This window comes from Kitasatospora sp. NPDC001159, assembly GCF_053598235.1.
Map to the genome: position 1 here is coordinate 1 of NZ_JBSFJV010000261.1, position 2,023 is coordinate 2,023.

General features: G+C 69.3%; 2 protein-coding genes. One reads left to right on the top strand and one right to left on the bottom strand.

All coding sequences use genetic code 11. The annotated features are described in order from the left end of the window. Window positions 1-191: 191 nt before the first annotated feature. Window positions 192-1,448, bottom strand: a complete 1,257-nt coding sequence (locus ACWC9T_RS41695; RefSeq protein ID WP_449826233.1) for an alpha/beta hydrolase — start codon at window positions 1,446-1,448, stop codon at window positions 192-194. A gap of 127 nt (window positions 1,449-1,575) precedes the next feature. Here ACWC9T_RS41695 and ACWC9T_RS41700 point away from each other — a divergent pair, with 127 nt between their 5' ends. Beyond that, on the top strand, window positions 1,576-2,022 hold the full coding sequence (locus ACWC9T_RS41700) for a MarR family winged helix-turn-helix transcriptional regulator (protein ID WP_449826234.1): 447 nt from the start codon (window positions 1,576-1,578) through the stop codon (window positions 2,020-2,022). The last annotated feature ends 1 nt before the right edge of the window (window position 2,023 follow it).

The window sequence follows — 2,023 nt, forward strand, 5'->3', positions numbered from 1 at the left end:
TATTTTCGTGTCAGACCCTCAGGCGACCACGCCGCCACCAACGTGACAACGCCGTTGGAAGGTCTGGTCTGCGATTCGGATCGCTCTGTGCGTTTGCAGGCTCGTCGCCGCGGTTCAGCGTAGGGGAAGGTGCTCGGCCGCCGGTGGCCGGCCCTTCCCCTACCGATGAGCTTCTCGTCGATGCCCTGGCGTTATGCCTGGCGGGCGTCGGCGATCACGGCCGGGGTGGTGCCGAGCCACCAGGTGGGGTTGGCGGTGCCGTCGGTGGTGCGGCCGTCGCTGTGGACGTAGTGCCGCACGTCGCGGCCCGGCTCGGCGAACTCGCCGTTCAGGGCGCGCTCGACCCACTCTGCGCCGAACCGGAAGACCTCGGCGGCGGTGCCACCCAGCGGGTGGAACTCGTTCTCGTAGACGCGCATCTCCTTGGGTGCCCGCACCCGCTCGTAGTTGGCCAGCGCCTGCTCCAGCACGGTGAGTTCGTCGAACTCGCCGATGCCGTACACGACCGGGCAGGTGATCTCCTGGACCAGGTCGCCCAGCGGCATCCGGGCGACCAACTCGGTGTCAAAGGCGTCCTCGTCGGTGTAGCCGGCCATGAACATGTAGTTGTTCTTGAAGGTGGGCTGGGCGCGCTCGAAGATGGTGGTGAAGTCGCCGGTGACGGCTTCGAAGGCGGCCAGCGCGGCGAGGCGGTGGTCGGTGGCGGCGGCGCGGGAGCCCCAGTAGCCGCTCATCGAGATGCCGAACATGCCGATGCGGGCCGCGTCGACCTCGGGCAGCGAGGCCAGGTGGTCGATGTAGCGGCTGATCGCGCGCTCGTAGTTGGTGAGGTCGACGGTCAGCCCGTTGGCCCGGCTCTCGCCCTGACCGGGGCCCTCAATGGACAGGGCCACGATGCCGCGCGAGGTGTAGTACCGCTCCGCCGCGTAGATGTAGTCCTCCTTGATCATGTCCATCCCCGGGCCGAGGATCACCGCGGGGGCATTGCGGACCTCGCCGGCCGGCAGGTGCAGCAGGGCGAAGATCTGCTTGCCCTCGAAGTCGAGGACGACGCGGCGCACCCGATTGTCACGCAGCGCGCCCAGGCGCTCGACGCAGTGGTTGGCGTGCTCGCGGAAGGCGAGCTTGCGCGGGTCGGTGGCGTCGAAGATCGAGTACTGGGCGCGGCCCCACATCACCGCGGCGCGCACGTAGAGGTCGGCGGCGGTCTGGGCGAAGCCGCCGCGCTCGTGGTGGGCGGCGCGCTCCTCGGCCTGCCCGGCGATGGTGGCCCAGGCCTTGGGCAGCATCACGCCGCTCTGGACCAGGTCGAAGACCTTGTCGAAGTCGGTGTGGTCGTGGCCGAGCTGCTCCAGGGTGCCCTTGGCCTGGGGGTGCAGGGCGTCGAAGCCGCCCTGGGCGAGGGCGATGTCCAGGGCCCAGTTCTGACCGGTGGAACGAACAGTCATGACAGATGTCCTCACTTGAAGGGGGTGCTAGGCGTTCCGCTCGGATGTGCCTAAGTACTTAATCAATAAGTACTTAAGATAGGCTGGATGTCAACCCGCCCACCGATCAGCGACACGGAGACCCCCGATGCCCGATCCCACCCGCGACGCGGCCCTCGACCAGCTCGCCCGCGCCGCCTACAGCCTCAGTGCCGCTGACTCCCGCCTGCGCGGACGCGCCACCCGCACCCCCGGCGCCCTCTCCCTCACCCACGCGCGGGCGCTACGCGTCCTGGCCGATACCGGCCCGCTGTCGATCGGCCAGCTGGCCGCCGCCACCGAGACCACCGGCGCGGCCACCACCCAACTGGTCAACGGCCTCGCTGCGGCCGGCTACGTCACCCGTGAACGCCCCGCCGACGACAAGAGGTCCGTCCTGGTCACCCTCACCGACACCGGCCGCCGCCACCACCACGAACGCCAGACCGCCCTGGCCCAGGCACTCGACACCGCACTCGCACACTACGACACCACAGCCCTGGACACCGCGGCCGATGTCCTGCGGCAACTCGCCGCCATCTACGACCAGCTCTGAG

What these genes read in the sequence shown, in the direction of transcription:
- ACWC9T_RS41695 (WP_449826233.1), bottom strand. Translation starts at nt 1,448, where the DNA reads ATGACTGTTCGTTCCACCGGTCAGAACTGGGCCCTGGACATCGCCCTC.
- ACWC9T_RS41700 (WP_449826234.1), top strand. Translation starts at nt 1,576, where the DNA reads ATGCCCGATCCCACCCGCGACGCGGCCCTCGACCAGCTCGCCCGCGCC.